The organism is Janthinobacterium kumbetense (genome assembly GCF_023703445.1).
Taxonomy (GTDB): Bacteria; Pseudomonadota; Gammaproteobacteria; order Burkholderiales; family Burkholderiaceae_D; genus Janthinobacterium; species Janthinobacterium kumbetense.
Window position 1 is genome coordinate 13,906 of the sequence record NZ_JAMQGR010000010.1, and the last position, 16,435, is coordinate 30,340.

Here is a 16,435-nt window from a genome sequence, read left to right on the forward strand (position 1 = left end):
CTCTACTCCTGTAACCCAAAAAATGTCGCCTGAGAGGATGCCGGGAAAAGAAGTCATCTTATCATAAGCGCCGAATATTACTTGCAATATAGAAAATTAAGTTGAAATAAATCTAGCGTTCTGCAGTGGAAACTTATGCCTTGAAGGAACCCAGCAAACGGTGACGAAAGCGCCGCGAGATCAGCCACAGCGCCAGCGCCAGGCCCGTAAACGCCAGTTGGCCCGACGCCAGCCACAGCACGGATCCGGACAGCAGCGGCGAGATCACGCCAGCCACCACGGCGCCCAGCAAGGTGCTGGCAAACGACTGGCACGAGGCCACCGTGCCGCGGATATGCGGGAACAGGTCGAGCGCCAGCAAGGTCGCGCCCGGCCCCACCAGCGACATGCCGAAAGTGTAGAAGAACAGGGGCAGCACCGACCAGGGCAAGGAGGGCGGCAGGAACAGGTGATACACGACATTGACGCTGGCGGCGCACAGCAGGAAAGCAAAGCCGATGCCGATCTGGCGCGCGAACGTCACCTTGCCGGCGATGCGGTTAGCCGCCGCGGCGCCCATGAAGATGCCGCTCACGCAGGGAATGAACAGCCAGCCGAATTGCGATGGCCCCAGGCCCAGCTGCCTGGGCAGCATTTCCGGCGCGGCCGTGATGAACAGGAACAGGCCCGCGAAATTGAGGGCGACGATGCCAGCCTTGATGTGGAACAGGGGCGAGCGCAGGATCTGGCCATAGCTCGAGGCGAGAAAGCGCGGATTGAACGGCTGGCGCTTTTCCATCGGCAGGGTCTCGGGCAGGCGCCAGTAGCAGAACGCCAGCAGCACCAGCGTGTAGAAGGCGAGGAACAGGAAGATCGAGCGCCAGTCGAACCAGATGACGATCCAGCCACCGAGAATCGGCGCCACCGCCGGGGCGATGGAAAAGATCATCGTCACCAGCGACAGCAGCCGCGCCGCTGCCGCATCGGCATACAGGTCGCGGATGATGGCGCGGCTGATCACCACGCCGGCGCCGGCCGAGACGCCCTGCATGATGCGGAAGAACCACAGGTAGTGCACCGTGTGCGCCGAAGCGCAGCCGAGCGAACCGATGGCAAACATCAGCAGCGAAACGAGAATGACGTTGCGCCTGCCAAAAGTATCCGAGATCGCACCATGCCACAGCACCATGCCGGCAAAAGCCAGCATGTAGAACGTCAGCGACTGCTGCACTTCCAGCGGCGACGCTTGCAGCGAACCCTGGATCGCGCCAAACGCGGGCAGATACGTGTCGATCGACAGGGGCCCCAGCATCGACAGCCCGGCCAGCATCATCGCCAGCGCACCGCGGCTCAGCGGCGCCATGTGGCTCGGCGTGGGAGGAGGAACGGGGGTAACCGGGTCGGGCGGCACATCGGCCGGAGGGGTGGGAAACATGGCGGATCCAAAGTGGCGCGCGGACCGGTTACGGTCCGCGCGCGTGATACTGCATTTTTTAGCGCGTAAAACACCTGAGGAAACCGTAGCGAGCGGCCGCCAATTGTGGCCGAGAAGCGCAACCGTACAAAAGTACGGTGAGCATCGCAAGCCGCAAGTGGCAACGCGCAGTAGGTTTAATCAGATGCTTTTCGGTTTGGCTTCTTCTCTACGGTTGTAGCCGGCGACCATATCAAAGCGGAACAGACGGCATTCCAGCGCGCCGTTGAAGAACGGCGTCTTGCGCGCTTCTTTCAAACGCAGCAGCTTGGGCAGGCCCAGGTCGGCCGTGAACAGGAACACGGTCCAGCCGGCGAAACGCTGCTTCAGGGTCGTGCCCATGGCCGAATAGAAGGACGTCGACAGTTCGTCTTCCGGGATGGTGCTGTCGCCGCGCACACCGATACGCTCGCCGTACGGCGGGTTGGTCAGCATGATGCCCGGCACGTCGCTTGGCGGTTTGACTTCCTGCGCCTCGATCTGTTTCAAGGGCACGTCGAAGCGCACACCGGCGCAACGCAGGTTGTGGCGCGTCATGGCGACCATGTCGCCCGAGATGTCGCTGCCGAAAATGGTCGGTTCGGCGGGCAGCGGATTGACCTTGATGGCGTTTTTCATGGCATTCCACGGCGCGGGATCGAAGTCGTGGAAGTTTTCAAACGCGAACTGGCGCGAGGCGCCCGGCGGAATCCCCTGCAGCATCTGCGCCGCTTCGGCCAGGATGGTGCCGGAACCGCACATCGGGTCGAACAGCACCATGCCTGGCTTCCAGCCCGACACGCGCAGCAGGCCGGCGGCCAGGTTTTCGCGCAGCGGCGCGTCGCCCGTCTCTTCGCGCCAGCCGCGCTTGAACAGGGCTTCGCCTGAGGTGTCGAGGTACACGGTAAACGTATGCGCGTCGAGGAAGCCGACGATGCGCATGTCCGGCGTCTTGGTGTTGACCGATGGACGCTCGTTGAACTGGTCGCGGAAGCGGTCGCAGATCGCATCCTTGATTTTCAGGGTCGTGAACTCCAGGCTGCGCAGCGGCGATTTCACGGCCGTGACGTCGACGCGGATCGTGTGGTGCACGCCGAACCAGTCTTCCCAGGATTGCGCCAGGGTCAGGTCATAAATATCGTTTTCCGTCTTGTAGCCGGAATGGGCCATGCGCATCAGCACGCGCGAAGCGATGCGCGAATGCAGGTTGATGCGGTAGGAGTCCAGCAGGTCGCCCGAGCAATGTACGCCGCCCGGCACCTGATTGTGGACCTTCATGGTCGAACTATCGTGGGCAATCTCGCCCAGTTCCTCGGCCAGCGCCGCTTCCATGCCGCGCGGGCATGGGCAAAAATATGAAGCCATGGTTGGTGTACCCTTATTCCATTGTGTTGAACGCCCGCTAAATTACAGGCGCTGCTTACTACGTTTAAAAAAACTGCTTTTGCTTGACTACCCTGCCAGCGCCCGTTCGACAAAATCGAGGCGGTCCTGGCCCCAGTACCCTTCGCCATCGACGATGTACCACGGCGAGCCGAACACGGAAGCGGCGGTCGCTGCCTCCGTGTTGGCGTCGTATTCGGCCTGCACGCTGGCCGTTTCCGACGTTTTCAGCAACTGGCGGCCATCGAAACCGGCGTCGAGCGCGATCTGCACCAGTGTTTCCTCGTCGCCGATGTTGCGCTCTTCCGCCCACAAGCCGCGCATGATGGCGTGCGCCAGGTTCAGCGATGCCTCCACGCCGTGCGCCAGGCGCGTGGCGATGATCAGCTTGGCCGACGCTTCCGGCGACACGGGAAAAAACTTGGGCTGCAAGGTCAGGGGAACTTGCAAAAAGGCCGACCAGCGCGCCAGTTCGGCCAGGCGATACGCCTGGCGCTGCGGTGCGCGCTTGGCCAGCGGCAGGCCGCCCGAGACGCTGAAAACCTTGCCCAGGTCGAAGGGTCGCACGTCGATCTGTGCGCCCGTCTTCGCGGCGATGGCCATCAGGCGTGCGTGCCCCAGGTAAGTCCATGGAGAGTGGGGCGCGAAGAAATACTGCACGACTTTGCTCTGACTTGCACTCATCTCGACTCCCTTAGAAAGGCTTGACCACGACCAGCACGACGACGGCCAGCAGCATCACCACCGGCACTTCATTAAACCAGCGGAACCAGGTGTGGCTGCGCTTGTTGAGACCTTTTTCAAACTTGCGCAGGATGGCGCCGCAGGCATGGTGATAACCGAGCAGCAGCACCACGAACGTCAGCTTGGCGTGCATCCAGCCCGGCATCTTCATGCGGCCTTCGCCCCCACCGTACAGCATCCACACCAACGCCAACCCCAGCACCATGGCCGGCAGCGCCAGCAGGGACATGAAGCGGTACAGCTTGCGCGCCATCAGCAGCAGGCGCTCGGTGGCCACCGTTTCCGTCTCCATCGCTAGGTTCACGAAGATGCGCGGCAAATAAAACAGGCCGGCAAACCAGGACATGACGAAGATGATGTGGAAGGCTTTGGTCCAGAGAAAGAGCATGGGGTTCCCAGTGTCAGAAGTGGAGAGAAACGAGAGCACGGGCCGCCTTGTGGGCAGCCCGCGAAAGAGACTATTTGCGTACTTCGCCATGGCCAAAGACCACGTACTTGAGCGAGGTCAGGCCTTCCAGTCCCACCGGGCCGCGTGCATGCAGCTTGTCGTTCGAGATGCCGATCTCGGCGCCCAGGCCATATTCGAAGCCGTCGGCGAAACGCGTCGACGCGTTCACCATCACGGAAGCGGAATCGACTTCGCGCAGGAAGCGCAGCGCATCGCTGTAGTCTTCCGTGATGATCGATTCCGTATGCTTGGACGAATACTGGTTGATGTGATCCATCGCTTCGTCGATGCCGTCGACGACCTTCACCGACAGGATCGCCGCCAGGTATTCGGTGCGCCAGTCTTCCTCTGTGGCGGCCACCAGGTGAGGATAGGCAGCGGCGGCCAGGATCGCATGGCTTTCCGGATCGGCGCGCAGTTCCACCTGCTTGGTCAGGTACAGTTCGGCCAGCTGCGGCAGCACGGTCGCGGCGACGGCGCGCGACACCAGCAGCGTTTCCATGGTGTTGCAGGTGCCGTAGCGGTGGCACTTCGCGTTGAAGCCGATATCGATCGCCTTCCTGATATCGGCCTTGGCGTCGATATAGACGTGGCAAATGCCATCGAGGTGCTTGATCATCGGCACGGTGGCCTCGTCCATCAGGCGCGCGATCAGGCCCTTGCCGCCGCGCGGCACGATGACGTCCACGTACTGCGGCATGGTGATCAAGGCGCCGACGGCGGCGCGGTCGGTGGTGTCGATGACTTGCACGGCATCGGCCGGCAAGCCGGCTCCCTGCAAGCCCTCGGCCACCAGCTTGGCCAGCGCGCGGTTGCAGTGAATCGCTTCCGAGCCGCCGCGCAAGATCGTCGCGTTGCCGCTCTTGATGCACAGGCCGGCGGCATCCACCGTCACGTTCGGACGCGCTTCATAGATGATGCCGATGACGCCCAGCGGCACGCGCATCTGCCCCACCTGGATGCCCGTCGGGCGGAACTTCATGTTCGAGATTTCGCCGATCGGATCGGCCAGCGACACGATCTGCGTCAAGCCTTCGACCATGGTGGCAATGGCAGCGTCGGATAGCGTCAGGCGGTCGAGCATGGCCGGCGCCAGGCCGGCGGCGGCAGCCGCATCGAGGTCGCGCTGGTTCGCCGCGCGCAGCAGGTCGGCATCGCGCACGATGGCGGCGGCAATCAGGCTCAAGGCGCGGTTACGCGTGGCGCTGTCGGCACGCGCCATGGCGCGCGAGGCGGCGCGCGCGCGCGTGCCCACGTCCTGCATATATTCTGTGATGTCCATGCTCGTATCCATATAGTAAAAAACTAGCCTCGGGCGATCTTCAGGCCCAACTGCAGCATGGCATCCCAGGCATCGCCCGCGTAGCCCTTGGCGCGCAAGCCCTTGATCATCTTGTCCACCTGCGCCGCCTGCTGCAGCGCCGCTTCCAGCACGGGTAGCGAAATGCGCCGCAGGGCCGGTTCCATCATCCGCTCGCGCGGCCCCCAGATGCGGTATTCCTTCAGCAGCGCGCCCAATGGACGCCCTTGCGCCATGCCCGCCTTCAATTTTAACAGCGTGCGGATTTCTTCGGAGACGGCCCACAAGACCAGCGGCAGCGCCTCGCCCTCGCCTTTCAAGCCCTCGAGCATGCGCACCAGGCGCGCCGGGTCGCCGGCCAGCATGGCTTCGGACAGCTTGAAGACATCATAGCGGGCCACGTTCAACACCGCGTCCTGCACTTGTTCATACGTCAGCTTGCCCGCGGCGTGCAGCAAGCCCAGTTTCTGGATTTCCTGGTGCGCCGCCAGCAAGTTACCTTCCACCCGTTCGGCGATGAAGTCGATGCTGGCCCGTTCGGCGCTTTGTCCCTGCGCGGCCAGGCGCTGGCCTATCCACGCCGGCAACTGCGCCCGTTCCACATTCGGAATGTCGATATACACGGCCGCCTGCTGCAGGCTGGCGACCCAGGCCGCCTTCTGCGTGGCCCAATCCAGCTTGGGCAAGGTAATCAGGGTCAGGTTGTCGGGACTGAGGTTTTTCGCGTAGCTTTGCAGCGCCGCGCCGCCATCCTTGCCCGGCTTGCCGGTGGGGATGCGCAACTCGATCATTTTCTTGTCACCGAATAGCGACAGCTCCTGGTTCGCCGCCAGCAGCTCGCCCCACTTGAAGCTGCGCTCCACCGTCAGCACGTCGCGCTCGGAGTATCCCTGCGCACGCGCCGCGCGGCGGATCTTGTCGGCCGCTTCCAGCGCCAGCAGGTGTTCGTCGCTGGTGATCACATACAGCTGCGCCAGCGGCTTGGCCACATGCCCATCGAGCGCGTCTATCCGCAATTGCATGGCGTCCCCGTTACTGCTGCGGGGCTGCCGGCGCAACCGGCGTCACGGGCGCCACTGGCGCCACCGACATGGCCGGCAGCACCGGCTTGATGGCGGCCAGGCGGCGCATGATCTGCTGCACCAGGTCATTGCGCATGTCGCGGTACAGCGCCGCTTCTTCCGTTTCCTTGGCCAGTACCTGCGAGTCGTCGAAGGTGATCGGACGCACCAGGCTGATGGTCGTCGGCGCCAGCAACTGGTTGCCGGCCTTGTCCACCACGCGGAAATTGATCGAGTAGCCGAGTTGATACTCTTGTACCCGGCCATTTTTGTTCAGCGACAAAATGGTCTTGGTCTGATTCCTCTCCGGGTCGCTGAGCACTTCAAGGACGGCGTCGGCGCCATCCCTGGTATTCACCACTTCCGTGCTGCCAATGGCGCGGATATAGCGCTTCAGGCCGATCGCCAGCGGCGACGTGTCGGGCAAGCCGATGTACATCGTCGCGAACGGCAGCATGAAACTGCCATTCGAACCGCGCAAATGGAAGCCGCAGGCCGACAGCAAAACAGTCAGGCCCAAGGCCAGCACGGCGCGGCGGCCCAACAGCGATACAGAAGAGGAAGTCGTCATGATTACACCACGATGCTGATTAACTTGCCTGGCACGACGATGATCTTCTTCGGCGTGGTCTCGACGTACTTCTGCACACTTTCGCACGCCAGCGCAGCCGCTTCGATGCTGGCCTTGTCCGCATCCTTGGACACGGTGATCGAGCCGCGCAGCTTGCCGTTCACCTGGATCATCATCTCGATCTCGGACTGTTCCAATGCTTGCGGGTCGACCTGCGGCCAGGCGACGTTGAGCAGGTCGCCGTGCACGCCCGCGTAGCCCAGTTCCTGCCACAGCACGTGGGTGATGTGCGGCGCGACGGGGTTGAGCAGGCGCAGGAAGATGGAGAAGCCTTCGGCGATCAGCGCCTTCGACTGCGCGCTATCGTCCAGCTTGGCCGATTCCAGCGTGTTGAGCATCTTCATGCAGGCCGATACCACGGTGTTGTACTGGATGCGCTTCAAGTCGTAATCGGCTTGCTGCAGCAGCTTGTGCAATTCGCGGCGCAGGTTTTTCTGCGCGTCGCCCGTGGCCGGTGCGGCGCCGCCGGCCAGCGCGGCTTGAATCGTCGCCGACTGGGCGTAGCCGAAGTTCCACACGCGGCGCAGGAAGCGGTTCGCGCCTTCGACGCCGCTGCCCGACCATTCCAGCGTCTGTTCCGGCGGCGAAGCGAACATGGTGAACAGGCGGGCCGTGTCGGCGCCGTACTGCTCGATCTGCGCTTGCGGGTCGATGCCGTTGTTCTTCGACTTCGACATTTTTTCCGTGCCGCCGATTTCTACCGGCTGGCCGTCGGCCACCAGGACGGCGCTTTGCGGACGGCCCTTGTCATCGAGCGACAGGCGCACGTCGTCCGGGTTGAACCAGGTGGTCTTGCCCACCGCGTCCTTGCGATAATATGTTTCGTTGAGCACCATGCCTTGCGTCAGCAGGTTGACGAATGGCTCGTCGAACTTGACCAGGCCGAAGTCGCGCATGATCTTGGTCCAGAAGCGCGCGTACAGCAAGTGCATGACGGCGTGTTCGATGCCGCCGATGTACTGGTCCATCGGCATCCAGTAATCGTTGCGCGCGTCGACCATCGCGTCGTTCGAGCCTGGCGAGGTATAGCGCATGTAATACCACGACGAATCGACGAAGGTATCCATAGTGTCCGTCTCGCGGCGCGCCGGCTTGCCGCACTGCGGGCAGTCGCACTGCAGGAAGGCTTCGTATTTGTTCAGCGGATTGCCCGTGCCGTCCGGCACGCAGTCTTCCGGCAGCACCACCGGCAAGTCTTTTTCCGGCACCGGCACCACGCCGCAATCGGCGCAATGGATCATCGGGATCGGCGTACCCCAGTAGCGCTGACGCGAAATGCCCCAGTCGCGCAGGCGGAACGTGGTTTTCTTTTCACCCAGGCCCAGTTCGGCCAAGTCGGCGGCCACCGCATCGACGGCGGACGCGAAATGCAGGCCGTCGTATTTGCCGGAAGCGACGCAAACGCCGTCCTTGCTGCCATACGATTCCTGCCAGGCGTCCGTCGAGAATTCCTGGCCCTTGACTTCGATGACTTGCTTGATCGGCAGGTCGTATTTCTTGGCAAAGCCGAAATCGCGTTCGTCGTGCGCCGGCACACCCATCACGGCGCCATCGCCGTAGGTGATCAGCACGTAGTTGCCGACCCAGACCTCCACTTGCGCGCCCGTCAGCGGATGGGTGACGAACAGGCCGGTCGGCATGCCCTTCTTCTCCATCGTTGCCATGTCCGCTTCGATCACGGAACCGAGCTTGCATTCGGCGTTGAAGGCGGCCAGCGCAGGATTGCTTTGCGCGGCGTGGATGGCCAGCGGGTGCTCGGCGGCCACGGCGCAGAAGGTCACGCCCATGACGGTGTCCGGACGGGTGGTAAACACATACAGCTTGCCGTCGCCGATCAGGGCGCCATTCGCGTCCTTGATGTCATGCGGGAAGGCGAAGCGCACGCCCGTCGACTTGCCGATCCAGTTGGTCTGCATGGTGCGCACGCGCTCGGGCCAGCCCGGCAGCTTGTCATCCACATATGCCAGCAACTCTTCCGCGTAATCGGTGATGCGCGCGTAGTACATGGGGATTTCGCGCTTTTCGATCAGCGCGCCCGAACGCCAGCCGCGGCCGTCGACGACTTGTTCGTTGGCCAGCACGGTCTGGTCGATCGGGTCCCAGTTCACGGTACCGGTTTTCTTGTAGATGATGCCTTTTTCCAGCATCTTCAGGAACATCCACTGGTTCCATTTGTAGTATTCAGGCTTGCAGGCGGTCATTTCGCGCGACCAGTCGATGGCCAGGCCCATCGATTCCATCTGCTGCTTCATGTGGGCGATGTTCGAATACGTCCATTGCGCGGGCGGCACGTTGTTGGCCATGGCCGCGTTTTCCGCCGGCATGCCGAACGCATCCCAGCCCATCGGCATGAGCACGTTGTAGCCATTCATGCGCAGGTAGCGGTACATCACGTCATTGATCGTATAGTTGCGCACGTGACCCATGTGCAGCTTGCCCGAAGGGTAAGGCAGCATCGAGCAGGCAAAATACTTGCCTTTTGGGAAACGCGGGTCGTGTTCGACGGCTTTATAGGCGTCGATCGCCTTCCAGTGCGATTGGGCGGCTTGTTCGACGTCGGCGGGACTATATTTATCTTGCATGATGTGCGGCCAATAGTGGATATGAACCGAGCATTATACTGGTTGTCGCCGCCCGATAGCGCGGCGCGCCGGCGGCCCGGTCTCGCATATTTCGGCCGGCGCACAATTATGCTATGCCGTATGCAACAATACATATGCCACAATCTTGTTCTTTGCATCAACGCCGACCATGATCGTCTACCAGGAATATCCGCCCATCCCCGCCCTGTGGCCATGGCTGGACTGCGTCTGGACGTGTCGCGTGCAAACGGGCGCCACGCCCCTGACGCACCAGGTCTTGCCAGACAATTGCATCGACATCCTGTGCCAGGACCAGCAGGACGCCAGCTTTGCCGTAGGCATGATGACGGCGCCGATTGCCGTCCTCAGCCAGGGTCTCGTGCAGACGGTGGCTGCCCGCTTCAAGCCGGGCGCGGCGGCACACTTTTTCCAGCTGCCCTTGTGCGAACTCAACGATGGCCGCACGGGCTTGCAGCAACTGTGGGGCCGCGAGCTGGCGGCGCGCCTCGGTGACGCGTTGTGGAGCGAGCCCTTGTCCAATGCGCAAAGAATTTCTATTTTGCAAGATTATCTGCTGCTGCGCCTGCGCACCGCGCCGCCACGGCGCCAGGCCGGCGCGGCCGAACATGCCATCGCGGCCATCGAGCGCGCATCCGGCCAGGTGCGCGTGGAGGGTCTGGCGCAGCAACTGGGCGTGTCGCGCCAGCACCTGGCGCTGCAATTTCGCCAGCAAGTCGGCATCAGCCCGAAGCTGTTTGCCCGCATCTGCCGCTTCCGTGCCGCCAGCCAGGGCCTGACAAGCCTGGCGGGACAGCCGGACTGGGCGCAAGTGGCCTTGCAATATGGTTATTTCGACCAGTCGCACCTGATCCACGACTTCCAGGATTTCGCCCGCAGCTCACCCGAGGCGTGGCTGACGGGCCGGCGCGCGTGACCACCTTCCATTTTTCCAATCGCGCGGCGCGCACCGGTGGCATCATGGTGCCAGGTACTTCGCCGACTATTTCAACCAACAGGAGCAGAACATGATCAAGGGCTTGCGCACCGTCACCTATCCCGTCCCCGACCTGGACAAGGCCAAGGCCTGGTACAGCCAGGTATTTGGCACGGCGCCGTATTTCGACCAGCCGTTCTATGTCGGCTTTGCCATCGGCGGCTTCGAGCTGGGCTTGCTGCCGGGCGGCGAAGCGGGCACGCAGGGCAGCGTGACGTATTGGGGCGTGGACGGCATCGAACAGGAAGTCGAGCGCATCGTTGCGCTGGGCGGCACCCTGCACCACCCGATCACGGACGTGGGCGACGGCATCCGCACGGTGGAATTGCTCGACCCGTACGGCAACCAGATCGGCCTGATCGACAATCCGCATTTCGATACGGCCAAGGTGCTCTAGGCCGCTTCGCCCTGCAGCCATAGCCGGAACTGCTGCAAGGCCGTCTTTTCATGCGCCGTTTCAGGCGTGATCAGGTAATACGCGCGCTGACCGCGCAGTGGGCGCTCGCATGCGATCTGCAATTCGCCACGCGCCAGTTCCGCTTCGACCAGCATGCGTGGCAGCAAGACCACGCCCTGCCCTTGCACGGCCGCCATGGCCAGCATGGAAAACAGTTCGTAGCGGGCGCCGTAGTGCACCCCGTCGCGCCCCTCGCCCTCGACCTGCATGGCATCAAACCACTGGCGCCAGGCGCCCGGGCGCGTACTTTGTTGCAACAAGGTCAATTCCAATAAATCCTGCGGCTGCCAGTCGCTGCGCGCCGCCAGAAGGCGGGGGCTGGCGACGGGCACGATTTCTTCGTGCATGAGCAAGGTGGCGCGCGTGCCCGGCCAGCGCGCCAGTTGCTCGGGCGTGCCCGCGTACAGGGCGCCGTCGTATTCCGTATCGGCAAACATGAACGGTTTTGTATACGCGTCGATATGCACGACGATGTCCGGATGCAAGCCTGCCAGCGAAGACAGCCGCGGCATCAGCCAGCGCGTGGCAAACGTGGGCACGGAAGCGAGCTGCAAGGCACCGCCGCCGCCCTGGCGCGCCATGGTGTCGAGCGTGTCGCGCTCCAGGCCATCGAGGCGGGCGGCGATCTGCCGCGCATACGCGGCGCCGGCGCTGGTCAGCAGCACGCCGTGGCGCGTGCGCTGGAACAGTTGCACGCCAAGAAAAGTTTCCAAGGATGAAATCTGGCGCGACACGGCGCTTTGCGTCAGCGACAGTTCGCGCGCCGCGTGCGTGTAGCTCTGGTGCCGCGCGGCCGCCTCGAAGCAGTTCAGCGCTTGCAGCATGGGAATCTTGCGTGTCATCGGTACACCAGCAAAGGAGTAAAGACCCCAGTATGCCGCAAGATATGCGTGACACGCATGTCTGGGTGCAAATAAATCGTTTGCGCAAGGCTAGGCAAAAACCTACCATGAGCCATATTCAATCTTGCGCCGATCACCGGCGCTCACCTGCGAGGCCTGTGATGAGCAAAACTGTATTCGACTGGAATTCCCCCCTGCTGCTGGAAGAACAACTGACGGGCGACGAACGCGCCGTGCTGGAAGCGGCCCGCGACTATTGCCAGGGCAGCCTGGTGCCGCGCGTGCTCGAATCGTTCCGCCATGGCCGCACGGACGCCGCCATCTTCCGCGAAATGGGAGAGCTGGGCTTGCTGGGCACCACCATTCCCGAAGAATACGGCGGCGCCGGCCTGAACTACGTCTGCTACGGCCTGGCCGCGCGCGAAGTCGAGCGCGTCGATTCGGGCTACCGCTCGATGATGAGCGTGCAATCCTCCTTGGTGATGGTGCCGATCAACGCTTTCGGCAACGAAGAAACCAAACAGAAATACCTGCCGAAACTGGCCACGGGCGAATACATCGGCTGCTTCGGCCTGACGGAACCGAACCACGGCTCCGACCCAGGCAGCATGGTCACGCGCGCGCGCAAGGTGCCGGGCGGCTACAGTCTCTCCGGCGCGAAGATGTGGATCACCAACAGCCCGATTGCCGACGTGTTCGTCGTCTGGGCCAAGGACGATGAAGGCGCGATCCGCGGCTTCGTACTGGAAAAAGGCTGGAAAGGCCTGTCGGCGCCGGAAATCCACGGCAAGGTCGGCTTGCGCACCAGCATCACGGGCGAAATCGTCATGGATGAAGTATTTTGCCCGGAAGAAAACGCCTTCCCGGACGTGCGCGGCTTGAAAGGCCCGTTCACTTGCCTGAACAGCGCCCGCTACGGCATCGCCTGGGGCGCACTGGGCGCGGCAGAAGACTGCTACCTGAAAGCACGCCAGTACACGATGGACCGCCAGCAATTCGGCCGCCCTCTTGCTGCAAATCAACTGGTGCAAAAGAAACTGGCCGACATGTTGACGGAAATCACCATGGGCTTGCAAGGCTGTTTGCGCCTCGGTCGCATGAAGGATGAAGGCTCGCCCGCCGTGGAAATCACCTCCATCATGAAACGCAACAGCTGCGGCAAGGCGCTGGACATCGCCCGCGTGGCGCGCGACATGATGGGTGGCAATGGCATTTCCGACGAGTTCGGCGTCATCCGCCACCTGGTCAACCTGGAAGTGGTCAACACCTACGAAGGCACGCACGATGTGCACGCGCTGATCATCGGCCGCGCCATCACCGGCATCGCCGCGTTCAACTAATGGACGCCTTGGCTTCCACCCTGCGGCCCGCGCCTTTGAGCGGCTTGCGCGTGCTCGACCTGTCGCGCGTGCTGGCCGGCCCGTGGGCCGGGCAAATGCTGGCCGACCTGGGCGCCGACGTGGTCAAGGTTGAACAGCCGGGCCGCGGCGACGACACGCGCTCCTGGGGGCCGCCGTATCTGAAAGACGAGGATGGCCGCGACACCGCCGAGGCCGCCTATTTCCAGTGCGCCAACCGCAACAAGCGCTCCCTGTGCATCGACCTGGCCGCCCCGGAAGGGCAAGCCCTGGTGCGCCGGCTGGCGGCCGAGGCGGATGTCTTGCTGGAAAATTTCAAGCTGGATGGCTTGAAGCAATACGGCCTGGATGCGGCCAGCTTGCTGGAACTCAACCCGCGCCTCGTCTACTGCTCCATCACAGGTTTCGGCCAGGATGGGCCGTACGCGGCGCGCGCCGGCTATGACTTTTTGATCCAGGGCATGGGCGGCTTGATGAGCATCACGGGCGTGCCCGACGGCCAGCCGGGCGCCGGGCCGCAAAAAGTGGGCGTGGCGCAGACGGACATCCTGACGGGCCTGTACGCCACCATCGCCGTGCAGGCGGCGCTGGCCGAACGCGAACGCTCGGGCCTGGGCCAGCATATCGACCTGGCCTTGCTCGACGTGCAAGTGGCGGCGCTAGGCAACCAGGCCGCCAATTACCTGTGCGGCGGCAAGGTGCCCCAACGCATGGGCAATGCGCATCCGAACATTGTTCCATATCAAGACTTCCCCACGGCCGACGGCGACATGATTCTGGCGATCGGCAACGATGGACAATTCTCGCGCTTCTGCGCCGTCGCTGGCCATCCGGAATGGGCGCAGGACGAACGTTTCGCCACCAATCCGCAGCGCGTGGCGCACCGGGCGATCCTGATTCCGCTGATGCGCCAGGCCACGGTCATGCGCACGACGGCCGAGTGGATCAGCGCCTTCGAGGCGCAAGCCGTGCCGTGCGGCCCCGTCAACCGCATCGACCAGGTCTTTGCCGACCCGCAAGTGGTGGCGCGCGGCTTGAAAGTGGAGATGCCGCATCCGACGGCGGGCACGGTGGCGCTGGTGGCCAATCCCGTGCGCCTGTCGGGCTCGCCGGTGCAGTACCGCTTGCCGCCGCCATTGCTGGGACAGCATACCCAGGAGGTGCTGCAGCAATGGCTGGGCCTTGATGGCGGCCAGATCGACGGCTTGCGCGAACGCAAGGTCGTCTAAAGAAAAACGCCGGGCAGTGGCAACACTGTCCGGCGTTTTTTATCGATTCAGCCTTATTTCAGCACCAGTTTCAACGCCGGCTTTTCACCGTAATCTTCATAGCGCTCGTTGATGCCGGCGATACAGAACGTGATTTCTTCCAGTAAATCAGGCACTTGCGCCTTCATGCTTTCGGCGTCCTGCACGACGATGTCGAGCACTTCGTTCGGCTTCAAACGGAACTGCGTCATGTTTTCGTCATCGCGCAGATAGCTGAGGCAATCGACCCAGGCATCCATGCTGTTGCCGTAAAACTCGGGGAAACCGAAGGCTTGCACGCATTGCGTGTGGAAGCTCGCTGCGTCGGTGATGTCTTTTCCATTCAGGATGGCAGTGGCCATGGTCTTCCTCAGTTCTTCAGCGACAGCACATCCTGCATGTCGAACAGGCCGGTGGGCTTGTCGGCCAGGAAACGCGCGGCGCGCAGGGCGCCGTGGGCGTAAGTGACGCGGCTGCTCGACTTGTGGCTGATCTCGATGCGCTCGCCGATACCGGCAAACAACACCGTATGGTCGCCCACGATATCGCCGCCGCGGATGGTGGCAAAGCCGATGGTCGACGGGTCGCGTTCGCCCGTCACGCCTTCGCGGCCGTACACGGCGCATTCCTTCAAGTCGCGCCCCAGGGCACCGGCCACCACTTCACCCATTTGCAGGGCCGTGCCCGACGGCGCATCGACCTTGAAGCGGTGATGGGCTTCGATAATTTCAATGTCGTAGCCTTCGGACAGGCTTTTCGCGGCCAGTTCCAGCAATTTCATGGTGACATTCACGCCCACGCTCATGTTCGGCGCGAACATGATGGCCGTCTTTTCGGCGGCGGCGGCAATGGCGGCCTTGCCAGCGTCATCGAAACCGGTGGTGCCGATGATCATCTTGATGCCGTGCTCGGCGCAATACGCCAGGTGCTGCAAAGTGCCTTCCGGACGCGTGAAATCGATCAGGAAGTCGGCGTTCGCCAGGCCCTTCGCCAGGTCGGACTGCGTCAACACGCCGGCAGGCTTGCCGAGGAAGGCGGCCGCATCCTGTCCGATCGACGGCGAACTGGCACGGTCGAGCGCGCCGGCCAGCACGGCGTCGGGCGCATTGCTGACCGCTTCGATCAGGATATGGCCCATGCGGCCGCTGGCGCCAGCGATGGCAATTTTCAGTTCAGTCATTTTATTCTCTTACAGCAACTTATTTGGTGGGTTCGGCAGCAGGTGCAGGTGCAGGCTCGGCGGCAGGTGCAGGCGTCACTTCCGGCTTGCTCACAGGAATGGCAGGGGCGGCATCGGCCGGCACGGGCACGGCGCTCGGCGCCACGGGCGACGGCACGGCGGCGGCTGGCGCATCGGCCTTGGCGACCTTGGCGAACGGCGACGGGCCGGCGATGCGGTCGATGTATTCTTTCTCCGTCGGCAAGTTACCGCCTTCGAAACGTTCAACCTTGCCATCCTTGCCGAAGTACACGACCACGCGGCTGCTGGTGGTTTCGCCACTGCCCCGTGCCAGGCGGAATGGATAATCCCAGCGGTCGGCATGGAAGATATCGGTCAGCAGCGAGGTGCCGAGGACGAAACGCACCTGGTCGCGCGTCATGCCCACTTTCAACTGGGCCAGCATCTCTTCGGAGACAAAGTTGCCTTGTTGAATGTCAGGACGGTAGGGCGAGAAAAACCACATGAATTTTTGCAGCGGCGTAATGGTGGTCGTTTGTGCGCCCTGTTCGGGAACCAGTTCCTTGCCTTCTTTTTGAGCAGCTGCCGGCTTTTCGCCCAGGATGCCACGGTTGGCGCAGCCGGACATGGCCAGCGCGACACAGACCATGCCTGCCAAGACTGGTGCTCGAAATGGAATACGGTGCCAGAGAGATGGCAATACAGCCGGTGTTACGCGCATAAATGACCTCAATTGGATGAACAAAACGCCAGGAGTGACCGGCCCGCCAAAAAAA

The 16,435-nt window shown here is 62.8% G+C and carries 16 protein-coding genes; 4 read left to right on the plus strand and 12 right to left on the minus strand.

Going from position 1 to position 16,435, the window contains the following annotated elements; all coding sequences use genetic code 11:
• Positions 1-133: 133 nt before the first annotated feature.
• The 8 genes from NCG91_RS22545 to leuS form a co-directional block, all read right to left on the minus strand.
• Positions 134-1,414 (minus strand): multidrug effflux MFS transporter, encoded by a 1,281-nt coding sequence (locus tag NCG91_RS22545; RefSeq protein ID WP_251351285.1) that lies wholly within the window; start codon positions 1,412-1,414, stop codon positions 134-136.
• Between the two features lie 180 nt (positions 1,415-1,594).
• Positions 1,595-2,797, minus strand: a complete 1,203-nt coding sequence (locus tag NCG91_RS22550) for a THUMP domain-containing class I SAM-dependent RNA methyltransferase (protein ID WP_435526511.1) — start codon at positions 2,795-2,797, stop codon at positions 1,595-1,597.
• Between the two features lie 87 nt (positions 2,798-2,884).
• Complete coding sequence (locus tag NCG91_RS22555; protein WP_251351286.1) at positions 2,885-3,499, minus strand: 2-hydroxychromene-2-carboxylate isomerase; 615 nt, start codon at positions 3,497-3,499, stop codon at positions 2,885-2,887.
• 10 nt (positions 3,500-3,509) lie between these two features.
• Complete coding sequence (locus NCG91_RS22560) at positions 3,510-3,947, minus strand: CopD family protein (RefSeq protein ID WP_251351287.1); 438 nt, start codon at positions 3,945-3,947, stop codon at positions 3,510-3,512.
• A 70-nt stretch (positions 3,948-4,017) separates the two neighbouring features.
• Positions 4,018-5,289, minus strand: coding sequence for a glutamate-5-semialdehyde dehydrogenase (locus NCG91_RS22565; RefSeq protein ID WP_099666277.1), 1,272 nt, complete (start codon positions 5,287-5,289; stop codon positions 4,018-4,020).
• 23 nt (positions 5,290-5,312) lie between these two features.
• Positions 5,313-6,329 carry a DNA polymerase III subunit delta gene (gene holA, locus NCG91_RS22570; protein ID WP_251351288.1) on the minus strand — a complete coding sequence of 339 codons (1,017 nt, stop codon included), beginning with the start codon at positions 6,327-6,329 and terminating at the stop codon, positions 5,313-5,315.
• A gap of 10 nt (positions 6,330-6,339) precedes the next feature.
• Positions 6,340-6,939 carry an LPS-assembly lipoprotein LptE gene (locus NCG91_RS22575; RefSeq protein ID WP_099666275.1) on the minus strand — a complete coding sequence of 200 codons (600 nt, stop codon included), beginning with the start codon at positions 6,937-6,939 and terminating at the stop codon, positions 6,340-6,342.
• 2 nt (positions 6,940-6,941) lie between these two features.
• Entirely contained in the window at positions 6,942-9,581 is a 2,640-nt protein-coding gene (gene leuS / locus NCG91_RS22580; RefSeq protein WP_251351289.1) for a leucine--tRNA ligase, read from the minus strand.
• Positions 9,582-9,726: 145 nt separating this feature from the next.
• On the opposite strand from leuS, the gene NCG91_RS22585 reads away from it, so the two are divergent.
• Positions 9,727-10,515, plus strand: coding sequence for a helix-turn-helix domain-containing protein (locus tag NCG91_RS22585; RefSeq protein WP_251351290.1), 789 nt, complete (start codon positions 9,727-9,729; stop codon positions 10,513-10,515).
• Positions 10,516-10,606: 91 nt separating this feature from the next.
• Positions 10,607-10,972, plus strand: coding sequence for a VOC family protein (locus tag NCG91_RS22590; protein ID WP_251351291.1), 366 nt, complete (start codon positions 10,607-10,609; stop codon positions 10,970-10,972).
• Here NCG91_RS22590 and NCG91_RS22595 read toward each other — a convergent pair.
• Positions 10,969-11,874, minus strand: coding sequence for a LysR substrate-binding domain-containing protein (locus NCG91_RS22595; protein WP_251351292.1), 906 nt, complete (start codon positions 11,872-11,874; stop codon positions 10,969-10,971). The genes NCG91_RS22590 and NCG91_RS22595 overlap by 4 nt on opposite strands.
• A gap of 161 nt (positions 11,875-12,035) precedes the next feature.
• Between NCG91_RS22595 and NCG91_RS22600 the strand changes: the two genes are divergently transcribed.
• Together NCG91_RS22600 and NCG91_RS22605 are read left to right on the plus strand one after the other, a co-directional pair.
• A complete protein-coding gene (locus NCG91_RS22600; protein WP_034745726.1) occupies positions 12,036-13,214 on the plus strand; it encodes an acyl-CoA dehydrogenase in 1,179 nt (392 codons plus the stop codon).
• Positions 13,214-14,461 carry a CaiB/BaiF CoA transferase family protein gene (locus NCG91_RS22605; protein ID WP_251351293.1) on the plus strand — a complete coding sequence of 416 codons (1,248 nt, stop codon included), beginning with the start codon at positions 13,214-13,216 and terminating at the stop codon, positions 14,459-14,461. The genes NCG91_RS22600 and NCG91_RS22605 overlap by 1 nt, the downstream gene beginning before the upstream one ends.
• Before the next feature lie 53 nt (positions 14,462-14,514).
• On the opposite strand, the gene NCG91_RS22610 is transcribed toward NCG91_RS22605, so the two are convergent.
• From NCG91_RS22610 to NCG91_RS22620, 3 genes are read right to left on the minus strand one after another with little or no spacing between them, the layout of a single operon-like run.
• Complete coding sequence (locus NCG91_RS22610; RefSeq protein ID WP_251351294.1) at positions 14,515-14,841, minus strand: barstar family protein; 327 nt, start codon at positions 14,839-14,841, stop codon at positions 14,515-14,517.
• An 8-nt stretch (positions 14,842-14,849) separates the two neighbouring features.
• A complete protein-coding gene (gene dapB / locus NCG91_RS22615; protein ID WP_251351295.1) occupies positions 14,850-15,659 on the minus strand; it encodes a 4-hydroxy-tetrahydrodipicolinate reductase in 810 nt (269 codons plus the stop codon).
• Between the two features lie 19 nt (positions 15,660-15,678).
• Positions 15,679-16,308, minus strand: a complete 630-nt coding sequence (locus tag NCG91_RS22620) for an outer membrane protein assembly factor BamE (RefSeq protein WP_099666269.1) — start codon at positions 16,306-16,308, stop codon at positions 15,679-15,681.
• Positions 16,309-16,435 lie beyond the last annotated feature (127 nt).

What these genes read in the sequence shown, in the direction of transcription:
- NCG91_RS22545 (WP_251351285.1), bottom strand. Translation starts at nt 1,414, where the DNA reads ATGTTTCCCACCCCTCCGGCCGATGTGCCGCCCGACCCGGTTACCCCC.
- NCG91_RS22550 (WP_435526511.1), bottom strand. Translation starts at nt 2,797, where the DNA reads ATGGCTTCATATTTTTGCCCATGCCCGCGCGGCATGGAAGCGGCGCTG.
- NCG91_RS22555 (WP_251351286.1), bottom strand. Translation starts at nt 3,499, where the DNA reads ATGAGTGCAAGTCAGAGCAAAGTCGTGCAGTATTTCTTCGCGCCCCAC.
- NCG91_RS22560 (WP_251351287.1), bottom strand. Translation starts at nt 3,947, where the DNA reads ATGCTCTTTCTCTGGACCAAAGCCTTCCACATCATCTTCGTCATGTCC.
- NCG91_RS22565 (WP_099666277.1), bottom strand. Translation starts at nt 5,289, where the DNA reads ATGGACATCACAGAATATATGCAGGACGTGGGCACGCGCGCGCGCGCC.
- holA (WP_251351288.1), bottom strand. Translation starts at nt 6,329, where the DNA reads ATGCAATTGCGGATAGACGCGCTCGATGGGCATGTGGCCAAGCCGCTG.
- NCG91_RS22575 (WP_099666275.1), bottom strand. Translation starts at nt 6,939, where the DNA reads ATGACGACTTCCTCTTCTGTATCGCTGTTGGGCCGCCGCGCCGTGCTG.
- leuS (WP_251351289.1), bottom strand. Translation starts at nt 9,581, where the DNA reads ATGCAAGATAAATATAGTCCCGCCGACGTCGAACAAGCCGCCCAATCG.
- NCG91_RS22590 (WP_251351291.1), top strand. Translation starts at nt 10,607, where the DNA reads ATGATCAAGGGCTTGCGCACCGTCACCTATCCCGTCCCCGACCTGGAC.
- NCG91_RS22595 (WP_251351292.1), bottom strand. Translation starts at nt 11,874, where the DNA reads ATGACACGCAAGATTCCCATGCTGCAAGCGCTGAACTGCTTCGAGGCG.
- NCG91_RS22600 (WP_034745726.1), top strand. Translation starts at nt 12,036, where the DNA reads ATGAGCAAAACTGTATTCGACTGGAATTCCCCCCTGCTGCTGGAAGAA.
- NCG91_RS22605 (WP_251351293.1), top strand. Translation starts at nt 13,214, where the DNA reads ATGGACGCCTTGGCTTCCACCCTGCGGCCCGCGCCTTTGAGCGGCTTG.
- NCG91_RS22610 (WP_251351294.1), bottom strand. Translation starts at nt 14,841, where the DNA reads ATGGCCACTGCCATCCTGAATGGAAAAGACATCACCGACGCAGCGAGC.
- dapB (WP_251351295.1), bottom strand. Translation starts at nt 15,659, where the DNA reads ATGACTGAACTGAAAATTGCCATCGCTGGCGCCAGCGGCCGCATGGGC.
- NCG91_RS22620 (WP_099666269.1), bottom strand. Translation starts at nt 16,308, where the DNA reads ATGGTCTGTGTCGCGCTGGCCATGTCCGGCTGCGCCAACCGTGGCATC.